Below are 17,424 nucleotides of genomic sequence, written 5' to 3' on the forward strand. Positions count from 1 at the left end.
GGGAAACGGCGAAGCCCCGGGGCACTCGCCCCGGGGCTTCGGACTAGGTCAGCAGTCAGCGCGCCGGGACTCTCTCCGGCGTCGTCGTGGCGAGTGCAGCGCGCTTCATGCGTTCCACGGTAGCAGTTCCGCGGTGGAGGCGTTGATCCTTTCCGGACCGGGGCCCGGCGCGCGGCCCCCAGGAGGGCGACGGACCGGCGGCCGGTTCAGAACAGCGTGACGCACCCGCGCGCGGCCAGTGCCGTCAGCAGCCCTGCGGAAGGACGCACCTCGTTCCACCGCAGGTCCAGCTTCTCCAGCGCGGGCAGCGTGCCCGGATCGGCCAGCCAGTCGGGCAGTTCCGCGATCCGGTTGCCACGAAGGTCGAGGCGGCGCAGCCGGGGAAGCCCGGCGAGCGCGGCGGGGAGTTCGGTGAGGGCGTTCTCCCTGAGCTCCAGCTCGCGCAGCTCGCCGAGCCGTCCGACGGAGTCCGGCAGGCCGGTCAACTCGTTTCCGCGCAGCCACAGTTCGCGCAGCGACGCGCCGAGCCCGCTGATCGAATCCGGCAGGGCGGTGAGCCGGTTGTGCTGCGCGCGCAGCTCGACCAGCGAGGTCAACGATCCGATGGCCTCGGGAAGTTCACCGATCCGATTCCCGCCCACGTTGAGGTAGCGCAGCGCGGTGAGCCGCCCGAGCGCCTCGGGCAGGGCGGTCAGCTCGTTGTCGTGCAGGTAGAGGAAGTCGCCGAGCCCGGTGAGGCCGAAGAGCTCGGCGGGCAGTTCGGCGAGCCGGTTGTGCCCCAGGTCGAGGGTCCGCAGGCTCGTCAACCGGCCGATGCCGGGAGGGAGTTCACGGATGCCGGTGTCCGCGAGGATGAGCACGGTCAGCTCCGTGCGGTCCCATACCCCGGCCGGGACCGCGTCGAGCGGCTGCCGCCAGAGGTTGAGCGTCACGTCCGCCGTCACCGCGCCTCCACCTCGTCCCGGCCGATGCGGTACTCGGTCAGCCGGCGGCCGTACCACCGGTCGGTCAGCCCGGTGCAGGTCATCCCGAGGCGCCGGCAGACCGCCGCCGACCGGGTGTTGTCGGGGTGCAGCACGGCCAGGATCTCCGTCAGGCCGTCCGCGAAGCCCTTGGCCAGGACGGCCCGCGCGGCTTCGGTGGCGATGCCCTGGCCCCAGCTGTCGGGGTGGAGGTGCCAGCCGATCTCGATCTCGCCGTCCCTCTCACCGTCCCCGTCGCCGTCCCCGTACGGCAGTGGCACCAGCAGGATCGTTCCGGCGATCGTGCCGGTGTCGCGTCGCTCGATCGCCCAGGCGCCGTAGCGGGGGTCCGCGGAGCGCTTCCGGCAGCGCTCGATGAAGGCCCCGGCCTCCTCGGGATCGGTCATGGCCTTCGGTGTCCGGCCGAGCCAGCGGGCCACCTCCCAGGGGGAGTAGAGGTCGAAGGCGCGAGCCTGGTCAGCCGTGGTCCAGTGCCGCACCACCAGCCGCTCGGTGGTCAGCACCGCCTCCGCGCCCCGTTCCGTTTCCGCCATGCCGCGCGCCCCTTCCCCGTCTCCGTAGGCCGTCTCCTGATCACCGTACGCAGCCGGGGCCGCCGGACGGAACTCGGGCACCACGCCCCCTCCCCGGCCCTCAGGTCGCGGGCGGCAGGTAGCGCTCCGCCGCGAGCTTGGCCACCGTCCGGAGCCTGGCGAAGTAGGCGGCGCAGTACTCCTCGTTGATCAGGGGCACGACCCTGTCGAGGTAGGCAATGGCCGCCCAGAGGACGGCGACGCCGCTGTCGTCGAGCCCGCCGTCCAGCTCCTGATGGATGAGGCCCGCGATGTTGGAGTCCGCGACGATCAGCGGCATCTCCGCGATGTTCTCCCCGACGAAGCTCTCCGGGAACCTCGCCGCCCGGCATTCCTCCCACAGCCGGGCGAGCCGGTCCGGTGCCGGCACCCCGCTCGCCTCCTCGGCTGTCAGGTCCGCCATCGGAGGCGGGCCGAGGAGCGCGGCCACGGCGTCGAAGACGGCACGGGTCAGCTGGACGGCCCGCTCCGGACTGATGGCACCGCTCGTCACCGTGCCGCGCGCGACCTTGTCACGGAGCCACAGACCGCGGTCGAGTTCGGCGGCCACCCCGCCGTCGAGGATCCCACGGGTGACGGCCCGCCCGATCAGTTCCCCCGTCGGCGCATCGACGGCCAGCCGCTCGGCGAGGACCTGCTCCAGGGCGTACAGCGCGTGGGTGACGGCCACGGTGGCGAACTCGTACCGCTGGTAGGAGTACCGGATGAGCTCCCGGGAGGTCTCCAGCGCGCTCATGACGGCCATCGACGCCCCGGCGGGCAGCTGCAATCCGGCGATCACGTCCTGCATACCGGGAAAGTCGGGGGCGACGCCCCAGGAACGCGGGTCCAGTACGGGCTCCAGCCCCGAGGTGTTCACCGGTGCAGTATCACCACCGGGCGAGACCGGTGCCACAGGTTTTCGGTCGGGTGCTCGGCGCCGGGCCGCATCCGGGCACCCGGGCGCCGCCGAGCTGCGCCGGTCCGGGGACGGCGCAGCTCAGCTCAGCTGGTCAACGGCCCGGTGCCGCGACCGGCCCCTCGGCCCGGTTCTCAAGCGGTCCGGCACCGATCACGGGTCACCGGCACCGATCACCGGCGTCGCGGTCACCGGTCACCGGTCACCGGTCACCACAGAAGGTCGCCTCCAGGAAGGCCCCCTCCGCCCCGATCTGCGCACCCATCTCCTGCGGCGTGCCGCGCATGGTGACGGATATCGCGACCTGTCGGTCACCCGAGCTCCACAGCTGCGTGGCGTAGCCGGACACCCCGCCGTCGTGCCCGACGATCGGGCCGCAGGACAGCTGCCCCTTGGCCAGGCCCAGCCCGTAACTCAGGCCCGTCGGCTGCCCGTTGACCTCGATGGGGATCGTCGTGGTCATCTCCCGCAGCAGCTCCGGCTTGAGCAGCCTGCCACCCAGCAGGGCCTGTTCGAAGCGGTTCAGGTCACTCAGGGTCGAGATCAGCTCGCCCGCGGAGTTCGCCCAGGAGACGCTGGCCTCGGTGACGTCCCGGTCGCTGACGTCCTGCGGCCCCGGGCCCTCGACCACCGTCAGGTAGCCGTGCGCGTGCCGGCCGCGAATGCCGGTCGCGGTGCCCGGGAAGTACGTCGACTCCAGGCCGAGCGGGCGCAGGATGCGCGCGGTGATCTCCTGCGCGTAGCCGTGCCCGGTGACCTTCTCGATGATCATGCCGAGCAGCGTGTAGTTGACGTTGGAGTAGCCGAACGTGCTGCCCGGCGGGAAGTTGGGCGCGTGCGCCACCGAGGCGGCCACCACCTGGGCCGGGGTGATGGTGCGGGTCATGCCGCCCTGGTCCAGCCAGTTCCGGATCGCCGCCGGGTCCTGCTGGTCGGGGAAGAGGCCGCCCTTCTCGTTGGTCGCGTCCCAGAGGCCGGAGCTGTGGTTGAGCAGCTGGCGGACGGTGATCCGCGCACCGTTCGGGACGAGGCCGGGCAGGTAGCGCTCGACCGGGTCGTCCAGGCCGATCCGGTGCTCCCCCACCAGCTGGAGCACGGTGGTGGCGGTGAACGTCTTGGTGACGCTGCCGGCCCGGAAGCGCCCGTCGGTACGGACCGGCGCGTTGGTGGCCAGGTCGGCGACGCCCGACCGTCCGCGCCAGGTGCCCTTCCCGTCCTTGATCTCCGCGATCGCGGCGACCGCGCCCGCCGCGGTGATCGCCCGCAGACCGGCCGTCCGGCGATCGTCGCCCTTCCCCGGCTTCGCCGCGTCCGCCGACTGAGCCGTGACGACCGGCACAGCCGCGGCCACCGGCGCCGCCAGCGCCAGACAGACCGCCGCCCCCACCAGCACGGAAACCGTACGACGCATCATCATCTCCCCAAGTCCCCCGGCGGGCACCGCCCCGCCTTCGCCGCCAAGCCTCCCGGGCGCCCGGCGATCAGTCATCAGCCGCTGGGAGGAGCCGACGGTCCGTCACCCACCGGAGGGCGTACGCCGAACAAAGGACTCCGCTTGTCGCTTCGACCGCCGCCCCCTTCGCCCTCGACTGTCGGCCCCCTTCGCCCACGGCCGCCGGACGGCGTCTCCTCCGGCTACCGGCCCGGGGCCGGGCGGACCGGGTGCTTGCTCAGGATCGACACCCGGTTGAAGGCGTTGATGGCGATCGCCACCCACACCACGACGGAGATCTCCCCGTCGCTCAGCACTTCGCGCGCCACGCCGTACGCGGCCTCCTGGAGCGCCGCGTCCGCCGGGGAGGTGGTCGCCTCGGCCAGTCCGAGCGCGGCACGCTCGCGGTCGCTGAACACCTCGGTGTCGCGCCAGGCCGGGAGCACGCCCAGGCGCTGACTGGTCTCGCCCTCGCGGATCGCGGCCCTGGTGTGCACGTGCAGGCAGTAGGCGCAGCCGTTGATCTGCGACACGCGCAGGTTGACCAGTTCCACCAGCCGGCGGTCCAGCCCGGCCTCGGCCGCGGCCTCGCGCGCCGCCTCGGCCGCGGCCAGCAGCGCCTGGTACACCCGGGGGGTCCGCTTGTCGATGAACACCCGCTGGTCCGTCGCGACCACCGTCACATCACTCACCTGGGACTCCTCCGTCTGATCACTCGGGCCGGGCCTGCTGTCACCCGCCACTCTGCCATGGCATGATAGTTGAATCCAGAACTAACTGGCACCTGGGAGGGACCCACCGTGAGCACCGTCGAGACCGGCCTCGCCGAGACGCCCGCCGCCGAACCGCGGGTGGAGGTCCTGCCCGCCAGGGACGTCCCGCTCGGCGGCCCGCGCGCGATGACCGTACGCCGTACGCTGCCGCAGCGCTCCCGCACCATGATCGGCGCCTGGTGCTTCGTCGACCACTACGGGCCCGACGACGTCACGAGCACCGGCGGCATGGACGTCGCCCCGCACCCGCATACCGGGCTGCAGACCGTGAGCTGGCTGTTCACCGGCGAGATCGAGCACCGGGACAGCCTCGGCGTGCACGCCCACGTCCGGCCGGGCGAGGTCAACCTGATGACCTCCGGCCACGGCATCGCCCACTCCGAGGTCTCCACCCCGGCCACCACCGTCCTGCACGGGGTCCAGCTGTGGGTCGCCCTGCCCGAGGAGCACCGGCACACCGCACGCGACTTCCACCACCACGCGCCCGCCCCGGTCGCCCTCGACGGCGGCGAGGCCCGGGTCTTCCTCGGCACCCTCGCCGGCGACACCTCCCCCGTCCCCACCTTCACCCCGCTGCTCGGCGCCGAACTCCTCCTGCGCCCGAACGCCACCATCACCCTCGACGTCGACCCCGCCTTCGAACACGGCCTGCTGGTCGACAGCGGCGACGTCCTCCTCGCCGGCACCCCGCTGCGCCCCGCCGAACTCGGCTATCTCGCCCCTGGCCGCACCACCCTCACCCTCACCAACACCGCCGGCACCGACGCCCGGCTCGTCCTCCTCGGCGGCACGCCCTTCGAGGAGCAGATCGTCATGTGGTGGAACTTCATCGGACGCACCCACGAGGACGTCGTCCGGGCCCGCGCGGAGTGGCAGGCCGCCTCCGACCGCTTCGGCGCCGTCCAGGGCTACCCCGGCGACCGCCTCCCCGCCCCGGAGCTCCCCGGCACCCCCCTCAAGCCGCGCGGAAACGCGCGCTGACCTGCACGTTAGACGCTCGGGGGTGTGGTGACCCGGGCCACCACACCGCCCCTGCGCTCACCTCGAAGCGGCCCCTGTCGGCACTCGCTTCCGCACTCGACGCATGACACCGTTCGACCATCCGCGACAGCGTCCGACAGGACCAATGCTGACCCAATGCCGAGTTTGCCAACGGTCCATCAGAACAGATCGGGACGCTCCCGGATTCCGGGAAGTCATCGTCGGGTGCCGCCGCGAGAACCAACGAATGCCCTGGCACGCCCCCTCGTCGGTTGCCGAAGGACGGCCACCACCGGACCGGGGCAAGCCGGAGAGAACGGCCACCATGCCGCCCGCGCCGCCACCGACGATCTTGCTTCAGGCCAGTTATTAGGCCCGAGGCCTCCTGCGGGTCGTTCCGAGCTCACTCCCCCGGCAAGAGCCCGTCGGCCCGCCCCGACCCGGCGCTAGGGTGACCTCATGGCTGACGCCCCGACGACAGCAGCACCTTCGGTCGAGGCGCTGGACGCCCTCGTCGAGCGTGCCTGCGAACCTCCGACCGGCATGTCCCGGGCGAAGCAACTGCGCTGGGTCGCCGGCGAACTGCGCACCGCCCTGGAGCGGGGCGCGATATTGCCCACGGCCGCCGGCTCACTCGCCCAGCTCTTGGCGCCGGACACCCTCACCGACTACCTCGCCGCCGCCGAGCGGGGCCGACTGCGGCGCAAGCCCGCCGCACGACCGGGCCAAACCTCACCCGCGTCCATGCGCGTCCGGGAGGACTGCCTCCGCATCCTCGGCACCCGGGCCGGCATCGCCGTCACCCTCCCGGAGCGCAACCCGCCGAAGGTCGAGCTCCGGCCCGTGGTCGCCGCCCGCCCGCGCAGCATCCTGCTCGACCACCTGGAACACTCGGCCCGCCCCGGCCGGTCCGACTCCCGCAGCCGGATCCTCGCCATCATCGGCACCGTGCTGGACACCGGCTGCCGCGCCGGCGAACTCTGCGCCCTGCACACGGACGACGTCGACCTGCACCGCGGCACGATCCGCCTCACCCGCCTCCCCCAGCACCGCAACCCGCACACCACGCCCGCCACCGAAACAATCACCCTGTCCGGGCCCACCCGGGCTGCGATGCGCCACTGGCTCACCGTCCGCGGCCACCTCGTCGCACGCGACACCACCCAGCCCGTCGGCCCGGGCAACGAGACCACCGACGCCCTGTGGGTGAGCATCGCCCCCAGCGGCCACCCCCGCCCCGGCCTGCCCCTGCACTTCCGCGGCCTGGCCCGCGCCTACGCCCGTGCGATCCACGACCTCAACACCGAGATGGCCACAGAACCCGGCTGGCACCCCCTGCCCCAACGCATGGAACAACTACGCCGCGCCATCGAAATCGAACCGGCCGACCCCGACGGTGCGACCTTCCTCCGCCGCACCCCCACACCTGCCGCCAGCCCCGAGACAACGGCACAGGCTCGGGCGCTTCCTATAGATCATCTGATCGTTGGTTGATGTGTGTCATAGACCAATGCGCAGTGGGCGCGGATGGAGCCCTTGTTGCCGGACCGATCGCCGAGGCGGGTTGGGCGGTGGCGTGGACCATCGACCACGTCCGGAGACCCAACAACTAGCGCCCCAGAACCCGCTTGACCCCCAGTCAAGGGGTTCACTTATTGTCGACAGCCGAGGCCTTGAGGCCTCGGCTTTTTCCCAACTTCACTGAAACAGGAGAGAGCTGAGACTCACTATGGACGGCGGGAGCTGACGGATCCCGAACCCGGTCGATGCTCAGTCAGGTTCAAGTTCGTATATAGATGTCCGAAAGCGCCCACGGGCGCTCATGGGCGCTCACCCAACCTGGTCCCCAAGTCCCCGGAGCCACCTTCGTCACCGCGAGTAACAGCAATCTGTCGGCCCTTCAGCAGGTCCCTGCTGCCGACTGCCGCAGCTCAGAAGCGGATGGCGAGGACACGCTCAGGGAAGCTCATGGGACAGCGTACGCAGCGGGGCAGGGTGCACCGGCGATGCGGGTGCCGGGGCGCGGGCGGGCGGCAGTTGGGTGCGTGGTGTGTGCGGTTGCTGAAGGTACAGCGCCGGTGACCAACCGTCGCCGCCTCCTCCTTGCGGGGTGCGGGCGTCGCTCCGCAAGGCAGGCCCGACTTCTCGGCACGAATCTGACATTCGATCAGACCGCAGGTGCGGCAGAGCGGCGTGATCGTCCTAATCGAATCGACGCGCCTCCCTCCCCCCGCGTGCCTCGTGTGACAGAACAGCATGTTCGCCGCTGACCTGTGAGATCAGCGGCGAACAGCTACGGACGACCAGCGATTTGCGGCACAGCCGGCTGGTCACGATCTCCACCGCCGGGTCCCGGCAGCGGGCCCCGGGGAGCGGCGGGTTACTCGACGACGCCGTAGTAGTCCGCGAGGAACCGGCGGACGGCCTCCTCGTGGGGCAGGATCTGCGGCAGGTGCGTGGCGAGGGCCGCGCGGACGGCCTCGGCGAGGGCGGTGGTGGAGCCGCTGGCGTGGCGCACGTACGGGTCCAGGCGGCGGACGAGTTCGTAGTTGGACGCGATGTCGGCGCGGATCAGGTCCTGCTCCAGCGGGGGCGCGTCGGCGGCGGGCACCGGCGGCAGGATGCGGGAGACGAAGGTGACCCGGTGCAGGACGCGCCAGCACGGCGGTTTGCGGTCGGACTGCCGGGTCTGGCGCAGCGCCGCGGCGTTGGGGGCGGACGAGGTGGCGAGCCAGAGTGGGTCGACGACCTTGTGGAAGAAGTCGTCGAAGTTGTCGCCGGACTCGTGGAGGTAGAAGCTCATGAACCGGTAGGCGTCGACCTTTCCGGGCACCCGGCGGGGGCTGCCGTCGGGTGCGAACCGGGCCTGCCCGTCGGCGCTGTACGCCTGGAGGTCGCCGGAGGGGCTGCAGGTGACGTCGAGGGCGTAGGAGCGGGAGGCGTCGCGGGAGCGGGTGCGGGTGACGCTGTGGCTGCCGCCGAGGCTCGCGTCGAGCTGGGCGCCGATGCCGATGCCGAAGACCTTGAAGCCGAACTCGGCGCCGACGGTGGCCATGTCCTTGACGGTGTAGGAGCCGGCGGTGGTCTCGGAGACGGAGTCCGTGGTGGTGGTGGTCTCGGCGAAGAAGCCGCCGTCGGCGGTCCACACGTAGGTGTTGGCGAGGTCGCACACGACTCCCCCGTCGGCGGCGGCCTTTCCGGCGGTCCCGCCCCGGTTGTCGCCGATCGGGCCGACGAAGGTCTCGGCGATCCTGGCAGCCCGCTGCTGGACGGGGTCGGGGGTGCCGGTGGCGGTGGAGACGCTCTCGTAGTAGCTGCGCAGCTGCTGCTGGCGGCGCTGGATCGCGCGCTTGAGGGCGTACGCCTCGCGGGGCTTGTAGTAGCTGTACTCGCCGTACTGGCGGGCGTTCGGGTAGGCCGGGTCGAGGACCTTTCCGCGTTCGTCGAATCCGACCCCGCCGTCGAGTGTGCCCTGCTTGGTGTACTGGGGGTTGATCGGGAAGGTGACGATGTTCCAGTCCCTGGGGATGTCGGGATTGGGCGTCATCCGGTACGCGACCAGCGTGCCCGTGTGCGCCAGCCGCAGCGCGAAGACGTCGGCGGTCAGCGACTGCACGAGGGCGAAGCCGGTGTTGGCGGGCTGGTAGCGGCGGCCCAGCGCGGGGTTGAGCAGGTGGGCCGGGTCCTCCCAGTGTCCGGTGAGGGCGACGCTGGTGGCGCGCGCGGTGTCGGTGGCCTGGGCGAGGGTGGTCGCGTCCGTCCAGGTGTTGGTGAACTCCAGGGTGTTGTCCAGGGAGAAGACGGCGCCGCCCTCGACCGCCGGCTTGGCGGTACCGATGCCGAGCGGGGCGGTGATGAGCAGGGTGCTGGCGTCGTAGGTGTTCTTGAACGCGAAGTGGAAGGCGGTGTCCACGCTGCGGTCGCGCGAGGAGGACAGCGACTCGGTGACGGCGTCGGCGGTGGTGAACTCGACGCTGGAGGCACCCCGGTAGTCGTTGCCCTGGCCGGTGAGGTTCTCGGAGGGCACCGGCGGGGCGCCTTCGACGTAGCCGACGAGCTGGGGGTCGTACTGGACCTGGCTGACCCACTCGCTGACCAGGTCGCCGACCTTGTAGCCGGTGACCAGGCGCCAGCGGCCCTCCTCGGTGAGGTAGGCGTAGGCGCGCTTCATGACGCCGGCGGCGGTGCCGTCGGCCGCGAACTGCATGTCGGCGTACTCGCCGGCGGCCGGGGCGGCGGCGATGGTCTCGTGGAAGGGGGTGCGCACGCCGGAGAGTGCGGATCGCACGGCCGCGGTGTCGGTGGAGACCGGCGCCGTGGAGAGGACCACGGCCGGGGCGGCGCCGGGGCCGGGCCGCAGGTGGTTGCCGCGCAGGCCCATGTCGCGGACCTCGTCGGCGGCGCCGGAGGTGGAGTCCCGGTCGAAGGGCCAGTAGCCGATCAGGTCCTCCTTGTCGCCCTTGAGACGGGTGAAGAGGTTGTCGCTGATCTGCTCCGCGGTGCGGGCGGTGCGCCAGACACGGACCTCTTCGAGGGTGCCGTCGAGACCCTCGGTGACAGTGCCGGCGGCCAGACGCGCGCCGAGGGTGAACTGCCGTTCCCCGTAGGCCGTCGGGCTGTCCGGGTCGGTCGCGGCGAGCGGCTCGGCGGCCAGCGGGAGGCCGTTGCGGTAGAGGCGGAAGACGCTGGCCCTCGGGTCGGTGTCCCGCGTCCAGGCGGCACCGCGCAGCCGGGCGCTGTGGGCGCGGGTGGTGTCGGTCGTGGTGCTGCCGCTGTTCTCCTCGAAGGTGAACCGGGCCACCAGTCCGCTGTCGCGCGGGGAGACCGGGGTGCCGATGGCGGCGGCGTCGCGGGCCTTGTTCCAGATCCGGACCTCGCCGAGGACGCCGCGGGCGCCGTGGGTGCGCAGGCCGTCCCGTATCCGCCCGATCTCCAGGACGCCGCTGCCGCTCTCGGCGCCGGGGCCGGTGTAGCGGGAGGTCCCGGCGGGGGCGCCGTCGATGTAGAAGGTGATGTCGTCCCAGGCCCGGACGTCGACGCCCTGGACGACGTCCACGGTCTGGGTGGTGGCGGCTCCGTCCGGGCCGGTGAGGGCGATCTGCCGGGTCCCCCGCTGCTCGGTGGTCTCGCGGCCGGCCCGTTTGACGACGGCGATCCGGGCGAAGCGCCCGGCCGGCACGGCGGCGGTGGAGACGAACCGCCGGACGACCGGGCCGGCCTCCTCGAAGGCGAACTCCAGCCGGCCGTCCGGGCGTACGGACAGCTGGTAGGGGACGTGCTCATCGCCGCCGAGGCGGCCGCGGCCGATCAGGCCCTGGGTGGTGCCGAGACGCTCCAGCGTGCCGAAGACCTCCAGGGTGAGGTCGCCGGTGAGGTCGAGGGAGTCGTCCGCGTCGCCCTCCAGCCAGGACGAGCCGTCCAGCCGCACGGCCCAGGACTGCTCGAACGCCGAGGCCACGTGGGCCCATTCGCCGGTCGGGAAGACCTCCCGGCTGCGCACCACCCGGTCGCCCACGCCGGACACGAGGCGGTAGCCCTTCGCGTGGGACTCGCCCGCCTGCGGGGTGCCGCCGAGGACGCCGTGGCGGCCGTGCCCGGAGACGTCCAGGTACTGCTGGTCGCCGCAGGTCCAGGATCCCAGCAGCCCGGGCAGCCCTCCGGCGACGTTCTGCCGCATCAGGTCGCGGACCTCGTCGGCCGTCCGGGCCCGGTTCCACACCCGCAGGCTGTCGATCCCGCCGCGGAAGGAGGCGGCGGCGCCGAGGCCGCCGAGCACGAGCCGTCCGTCGCGCGCGACGGTGCGAGCGGAGGAACGGCGGGCGGCCTCGACGCCGTCCCGGTAGAGGATCTGGGTGCGGGTGGCGGGGTCGAGGACGGCGGCCCAGTGGTGCCAGTCGGTGTCGGTGTACGACGCGGCGGTGGTGAGGACCTCGTCCCCGAGGGCGAACGAGACCGTCCCGGCCTGCTCGTAGGACAGCGACAGCGCGCCGTCGCCGTCGCCGTAGGAGAGCAGCACCTCGCGTGCGGTGTGCGCGGCCGTGGCCCGCCTGGCCCACAGCTCGACGGTCACGGCCGTCCCGGCCAGGGCGAGGCCGTTCACGGACACCTGGTCGTCGCCGCCGTCGAACACCACCGCGGTGCGGGCCGTGGCGTCGGCGAGCAGCAGGCTGTAGGGGGCCTCGGCATCGTTGGCGGCGTGCACGAGCCGGGCCGTGCGGGTGGCCCGGTAGGGGTTGACCCACGCCTCGACGGTGACGTTCGAGGCGGTCGTGGTGGTGGGCAGGGCCGTGGCGGGCAGGGCGAGGTACTGGTCGGTGCCGTTGAAGGCGAAGGCCCGGCCCGGGGAGGAGCCGCGCCAGCGGCAGGCCTGTCCGAGGACGGCGTCGACGGCGGTGCCGTCCTGCACCCTGGCGTCGGCGGAGACCGCCGCGACGGTCACCAGCCGCGAGCCGCGGGAGAGGTCCGCCCCGGGCCGCTCCGCCCGCGCCAGCGCGGGGTCGTACGGGACGAGGTCCACGGGCGAGCCGAGATCGGGGCGGCAGGGCCGGTCGATCCGGAGCTCGGTGACCCCAGCCGGGGCCGACTCGGTGAGCAGCCGAACGCCGTCGCCGGTCGACAGGTACGCGGGTGCGGCGATCGGCGTGCCGAGCGGGGCCGCCAGACGGAGCACCGCGCCGTCGACGGGTTCCGGCCTGTCGGCCCGGTCGGGTTCGGCGGCGGTGCCGAGGGTCTGCGGTGCGGCGGCCGCGCCCGAGAGCACGGCGACGAGCGTGCCCGCGCGCCGGGGCAGCGCGTGCCAGACCTCACGGTCGCCGGGCAGGCCGACGGTGAGGTCGCACAGCCCCGGCCGCCCCTCGACCGCGGTCACGGTCACGCCCGCCCGGGCCAGGTCCACGCCGGCGTCCCGGGCGGTGAACAGCAGCGAGCCGTCCCCGCTGCCGAGGGTCTTGGTGCCGCGCACCACCCGGGTGTCGTAGTAGGCGGCGAAGAACTGGTCGTTGAGACCGCGGAAGTACAGCGCGACCTGGCCGGTGGCGCTGTCCATCAGGAAGGGCCGCGAGGCGGTGCGGGCGAAGGACAGCAGCCCGCCGCTCACACCGAGCCCGGTGGCGTCGACGCCCAGGTGCGCTGCCGGGACGGTCAGGTCGTCGGCGCCGGACAGGCCGTCGGTGAACCGGGCGAGTTCCTCCTGGGCCGTCGTCAGGGCCGCCTCGCGCACGGCGAGGTGGAGGGTGACGGTGTTGAGCCGCTCCCGGGCGGACAGCAGCGTGTCGAGCTGTGCCCGGGTGGCCTCGTGGGTGCCGCGCGCGGCCGTCAGCGCGGTGTCCGCGCCGGAGGTGGAGGTGCGGACGATCCGGCAGCGGGCCTCGCCGCCGGCCAGCACGGTGGAGCCGGTGTACTGGGCCATCCGGGTGCCGGGGCCTCCGCGCAGGCAGATCGTCTTGCCGCTGTGGTAGGCGATGAGCTGGTAGGTGCCGCCCGGCTGGGGCACCACGGAGAACAGCTCGTTGTGGGCGGCGTTGCTCGTCGCGTCGTACAGCTGGACGTGGCTGCCCTCGTCGCCGGTGCCGCCGTAGACGTTCATCTGGTAGGTGCCGTTGCGGATGTAGTACAGCGGACGGCCGCTGCGGTCCGGCCAGCCCGAGTAGACGAACCGCCAGTAGCTGGTGCTCGGGGCGTCGCTCCAGCCGATCACGGGGTTCTTGTGGAACAGCCGGTTGCCGTCGGGGACGATCCAGCAGGTGCTGCCGTCGGGCCGGGTGAAGGAAAGCTGGGCGGTGCTCCAGTCCGACGGGTTGTCGCGCTGGAGCTCCCACCGCGCCTCGGCGGCGGTCAGCGTCTGCCGCGCGGTGGCCACGACGGCTTCCTGGGCGGGGATGCCGGCGCAGGTGCCGGTGAGAGTGGCCGACTGGGACCGCAGCTCGGCGATCTCGGCCTGCAGGCCCTTGATCCGCTGCTCCAGCGCGCTCTGCCGGTCCAGGTCCTCGTGCTCCCGGGTGGCCAGCTCGGGGAGGGTCAGCACGTCGGCGACCTGCGCGAGCCGGCCGTCGGCACCGACGGCCAGGTCGAGCACGGCCAGGCGCGGCTCAGCCTCCGGCGCCGCCGCGTCACCGGTGGCGCAGGACAGCAGCACCCGGGCCTGGTGCTTGGCGGGCTTGGGCTCGCCCCGGTATCCGGCGGCCTGGGTCTCCTGCTGGTGGTAGAGGAGCGCCGACGGCGCGGACAAGACGGTACGGCCGGCGAAGGAGAAGCTGTCGCGGCGGATGCCCGCGTGCTCGCCGACCGGTGCCGTCGAGGTCACCCAGGACACGGCACCGGTGAGTGCCGCGTGCCGCGCGTGGTCCGTCTGGTCGTGCGCCACGGCGCCCGAAGCCTCGTCGAAGCGGTAGTACGCGACCAGCCCGGGCTCGTCGCCCACCAACCGGTGGACCCGGTCCTGCCGGAGCTCGTCCTGTGCCCGTGCACGCTCCCAGATCCGCAGCTCGTCGGCGTCGAACGCCACACCGCGCCCGGCGCCGCCGAGCACCGCGTCGCCGGTACCCGCCCGGGGCGTGAACGGGCCGCTCCCGCACGGCAGTCCGTCCACGTAGAGGGTGGCCGTGCCGTTGCCGCAGACGGCGGCGAGGTGCGCGTACTCGCCCGCCGCCAGGGCCCGGGTGGCGGTGACGACGCTGTCCGCGCCGCTGAGCCGGGGCACGCCGCCCTCGGCGAGTTCCAGCACGACGCCGTCGGCGTACAGCGTGGTGGCCGAAGCCCGCTCGGGCCGCAGCCACAGTTCGACGGTGAACTCCGGCCCGCGCGGCACCCCGGGGACGGTCGCCGCCGCGTCGGGCCCGGCCAGGCGCAGCGCCGTCTCGCCGGCACCGGCGCCCGATGCCAGCGGCACCAGCGGCGCCCCCGTGAACGGGCAGGTACCGGGCTCCCGCTCGTACACGGCGCTCCGGTAGGCGGGGTCGGGGCTGGTCCAGGCCCGGTTCCCCCGGGTGTCGAACAGCCCGTCGGGGCCCTGCTCCACGCTCAGCGCGTCGATCCGGGAGGTGGCCGCGTTGTGGGTGAAGAACTGCCAGCGGCTCGCGCCCGCGACGCTCGTGGGCACGAGCAGCGCGGTGAACCGGCCTTCGGTCAGGTTCCGGACGAAGCCGAGCACCTGGGTCGGCTCGCGGAACGGGCGGCCCTCCATGTCGGTGCTGCCGAGGCTGTCCTTGGCCGAGTCCGGCCGGTCCTTGCTGCGGCTGCGCCGGTAGCGGATCTCCCGGACGGGCTTGAGCACTCCGTCCACCAGCAGGAAGCGGTCGCACAGCAGCGCCGCATCCACCAGCGGGGCCCCCGCCGCGCCTCCCGACGCCCGGCCCGGGGCCGCCTCGCGCACGGCGTCCGGGTGGTCGGCGGGCACCGACTGGCGCAGCACCACCACGTGCGTGCCGTCCGACAGCACCTGGAACGGAAGGGCGGCGGTGAGCCGGGCCGTGCTGGACAGGAACGGGTCGCTCTCCTGCGGGTCGACGACCTGCCCGGCCTCGGCCTCGACGCGCCCGCCCTTCTTGACCCGGGGCATCGCCACGGTGCCGAGCGCCGCGTACCCGACGCGGACGAGCTCGTCGGGGAAGGACAGTTCCAGCGGGTCCTCGCTCCAGTAGGCGGCGTCCGCCTCGCCCCGGGCGGGGTCCTGGGCTCCGAGCGCCAGGACCGAGTACACGATGCGCCGCCGGTCGTCCATCGCGAACGCCACGGTCGTCCCCTGATGACGGATCACCGTCGTCGACGTGTAGGTGCGGTCGCTGTAGACCTTCACCACGCCGTCACTGACACCCATGAACCCGCTCCCTAGGCTGCCGTCATCGCCATGACAAACACCACGGAGCCTACAGAAAGTGCAATCCCCTTCACCAGAGCGTGATTTCGGCCATTGCGTACCCGGGCGGGCCGGGCTCGTCCCCGCACCGGGACCGACAGCCCCGCAGGGAGCGATGAGGGCTGCCGGATCGGACTCCCCCTCCTCTGCTCGACCTCTCCGTGCTGCACCCCGGGGCCACGATCGCCTCCGACGCGATGCCGTGGGTGAGGGCGGACGGCTCGCTCGTCGAGTCGATGAACGGCCAGCCGCTGCCCGAGGACGCCTTCGCCCACCCCTGGACGCGCGCCCCGGCCAGCCGATCCGCCGCCACTACGTGACCCGGCCGACCCCTCAGCCCGCGGTGCCGAGGGCGTCGGTGTAGGGACCGGACGGTCCTGCGGCGGCGGAACCAGGAAGCGGGGCAGCGGCCTGGGTAGGACGGCTCGTGGTCAGTACGGCGAGTGCGGCGAGGTGTTCCGCGTCGACCATGGCCCGGGGGAGGTAGAGCGTCTTGTCGTGCCACAGCGGGGGGTGCGTGACCGCGCAGCCGTAGGTCTGCCGCAGGTACGCCTCGGCGCGGGCAGGGGCCTCGTGGTGGGGGGCGTCGGAGGCGGTCAGGATCTGTACGGAGTAGGCGCTCTCCTCCGGGGTGCCCTGCCAGATGCCCCAGGAGCCGTCCTCGCTGGAACTTCATCGGGCGGTCCCACGAGGACATCGTCCGGGCCCGCGCCGAGTGGCAGGCCGCCACCGACCGCTTCGGCGCCGTCCAGGGCTACCCGGGCGACCGCCTCCCCGCCCCCGAACTCCCCGGCACCCCCCTCAAGCCCCGCGGCCGCACCCGCTGACCCCCGCCCCAGCGGCTGCGAGCCTCCGACCCTGCCGCACTCCCCGCCTCGACCCTCCGCCTTGACCCCTACGAGCCTCTGCCCAACCCGCAGGGCGCTCACCTCGCACGACCTGTGCTTCACGGAGTCGGACCCGCCTGTTCCAGCATGCGGCCTGACCGACGCTGACTCCATTCCGACGTCGCTGACGTGTCGTCAGACAAATGCGGGCCTCCGACGAGGAACACAGGCAGGGCTTTCACTCCGGGGTTCTGGAGCGAGCGGACGAAATCCCGGCGTTCGAGATGGGGTTGGATAGCGCGACCGGGTGGAGTTCGTCGCCTTCGGGGTGCAGGCTGACGAACGGCCGCTGCTGGAGGAGGCCTTCGTCGGCCGGCACACCCGAGCCACCAACCGCTCCCGCAAGTTCGACTTCCGCCTCGACGACCTCCTCGGCCGCGACATCCACGGCATGACCGTCGGCGTCATCGGCACCGGCAAGATCGGCGAGTGCCTCGCCCGCATCGCCGCCGACTTCGGCACCCACCTCCTCGGCTGGGCCATCGCCCCCAACCCCGCCTGCCGGAAGGGGTACCTGGCTGTGCGAATGCCCGGAACCGACCTACGCGCTGGTCCATCCCGCCCGGGCGACGGCGACCTGACGACGCCCGGATCCGGCACCAGGCAACGGGCCCTGGCCCGGCTCATCGGCGGTGCTGCCGTTCAGCCGTCGCACGGCGGTCCAGCGCCAGGTCGATCCGGCTGCCTTGAGCCATTGCCACCGGCAGCAGGCCGCGTAGCCCACGCTGAGCAGCACCGGCATCCCGGGCCGCGAGCCTCCGCAAACGCCTCCGCCCCCGCTCGCACCAGCGCACCAGGTTGTCGGCGCGCTAGACCAGGCATGGGGAGGCGCCATCGGCCAGGCGGTTCACCACGTGGGCCGTACCGCAGCACCGGCCGGGGACCTCCGATCCGGAACCGGGCTGGTGGGGTCGGCGCCAGCCGGTCGATCCGCACGGTCTCGCCGCACGACGGCCAGGTCCGCGAAGGCGTGTGCGGCAGCGGCCTGCTCGACGTCGGGTACGCGCCCCTCGCGGTCGACACCGGCCAGCACATGATCGACGGA

Annotated in this window: 9 protein-coding genes and 2 pseudogenes; 5 read left to right on the plus strand and 6 right to left on the minus strand. The window is 72.9% G+C overall.

Annotation, left to right across the window (positions count from 1 at the left end; translation table 11 throughout):
- Nucleotides 1-206: 206 nt before the first annotated feature.
- From ACZ7C5_RS18755 to ACZ7C5_RS18775, 5 genes are all read right to left on the minus strand, one after another.
- Complete coding sequence (locus tag ACZ7C5_RS18755; RefSeq protein WP_470323003.1) at nt 207-944, minus strand: leucine-rich repeat domain-containing protein; 738 nt, start codon at nt 942-944, stop codon at nt 207-209.
- Nucleotides 941-1,516 carry a GNAT family N-acetyltransferase gene (locus tag ACZ7C5_RS18760; protein WP_470323004.1) on the minus strand — a complete coding sequence of 192 codons (576 nt, stop codon included), beginning with the start codon at nt 1,514-1,516 and terminating at the stop codon, nt 941-943. The genes ACZ7C5_RS18755 and ACZ7C5_RS18760 overlap by 4 nt, the downstream gene beginning before the upstream one ends.
- A 100-nt stretch (nt 1,517-1,616) precedes the next feature.
- On the minus strand, nt 1,617-2,414 hold the full coding sequence (locus tag ACZ7C5_RS18765; RefSeq protein WP_401085970.1) for a hypothetical protein: 798 nt from the start codon (nt 2,412-2,414) through the stop codon (nt 1,617-1,619).
- Between the two features lie 241 nt (nt 2,415-2,655).
- On the minus strand, nt 2,656-3,864 hold the full coding sequence (locus tag ACZ7C5_RS18770) for a serine hydrolase domain-containing protein (protein ID WP_401085972.1): 1,209 nt from the start codon (nt 3,862-3,864) through the stop codon (nt 2,656-2,658).
- 224 nt (nt 3,865-4,088) lie between these two features.
- Nucleotides 4,089-4,577, minus strand: a complete 489-nt coding sequence (locus tag ACZ7C5_RS18775) for a carboxymuconolactone decarboxylase family protein (RefSeq protein WP_470323005.1) — start codon at nt 4,575-4,577, stop codon at nt 4,089-4,091.
- 108 nt (nt 4,578-4,685) lie between these two features.
- On the opposite strand from ACZ7C5_RS18775, the gene ACZ7C5_RS18780 reads away from it, so the two are divergent.
- Together ACZ7C5_RS18780 and ACZ7C5_RS18785 are read left to right on the plus strand one after the other, a co-directional pair.
- Entirely contained in the window at nt 4,686-5,639 is a 954-nt protein-coding gene (locus tag ACZ7C5_RS18780) for a pirin family protein (protein ID WP_470323006.1), read from the plus strand.
- A gap of 459 nt (nt 5,640-6,098) precedes the next feature.
- Entirely contained in the window at nt 6,099-7,133 is a 1,035-nt protein-coding gene (locus tag ACZ7C5_RS18785) for a site-specific integrase (RefSeq protein WP_470323007.1), read from the plus strand.
- Between the two features lie 886 nt (nt 7,134-8,019).
- Here the strand turns inward: ACZ7C5_RS18785 and ACZ7C5_RS18790 are convergent.
- On the minus strand, nt 8,020-15,453 hold the full coding sequence (locus tag ACZ7C5_RS18790; RefSeq protein WP_470323008.1) for a LamG-like jellyroll fold domain-containing protein: 7,434 nt from the start codon (nt 15,451-15,453) through the stop codon (nt 8,020-8,022).
- Between the two features lie 200 nt (nt 15,454-15,653).
- Between ACZ7C5_RS18790 and ACZ7C5_RS18795 the strand changes: the two genes are divergently transcribed.
- The 3 genes and pseudogenes from ACZ7C5_RS18795 to ACZ7C5_RS18805 form a co-directional block, all read left to right on the plus strand.
- The gene (locus ACZ7C5_RS18795; protein ID WP_401086200.1) at nt 15,654-15,812 is read left to right on the plus strand and encodes a hypothetical protein; all 159 of its coding nucleotides are present in this window, start codon (nt 15,654-15,656) and stop codon (nt 15,810-15,812) included.
- A 345-nt stretch (nt 15,813-16,157) separates the two neighbouring features.
- Nucleotides 16,158-16,319 (plus strand): annotated as a pseudogene (locus ACZ7C5_RS18800) (pirin family protein); the annotation flags it as partial.
- 307 nt (nt 16,320-16,626) lie between these two features.
- A pseudogene (locus ACZ7C5_RS18805) lies at nt 16,627-16,884 on the plus strand (NAD(P)-dependent oxidoreductase); the annotation flags it as partial.
- Nucleotides 16,885-17,424: the final 540 nt, after the last annotated feature.

This window comes from Kitasatospora sp. NPDC036993 (assembly GCF_055607525.1).